This is a genomic window from Seonamhaeicola marinus, assembly GCF_008085455.1.
Genome location: NZ_VSDQ01000520.1, coordinates 1 through 362, shown reverse-complemented (window position 1 = coordinate 362; position 362 = coordinate 1). Strand labels below are relative to the sequence as shown.

Below are 362 nucleotides of genomic sequence, written 5' to 3'. Positions count from 1 at the left end.
AACGGTTCAGGCAAAAGAATTATGGAAAAAAATAGTGCACAACGCATGGAAATCTGCCGAACCTGGTATTTTATTTTGGGATACTATAATTAATGAATCTGTACCAGATTGTTATGCCGATTTAGGTTATAAAACCGTATCAACAAACCCGTGTGGCGAAATTCCATTATGTCCATACGATTCTTGCAGATTATTAGCAATCAATTTGTTCTCATATGTTGAAAATCCTTTTACTAAAAAGGCATCTTTCAATTTTAGTTTATTTAAAAAGCATGTGGCGTATGCGCAAAGAATAATGGATGATATTATTGATTTAGAATTAGAAAAAATTGATAATATTCTTGAAAAAATTGATGCAGACC

At 31.5% G+C, this 362-nt stretch carries 1 pseudogene; it reads left to right on the top strand.

Annotation, left to right across the window (positions count from 1 at the left end):
* Positions 1–362, top strand: a pseudogene (locus tag FUA24_RS08040) (adenosylcobalamin-dependent ribonucleoside-diphosphate reductase); the annotation flags it as partial.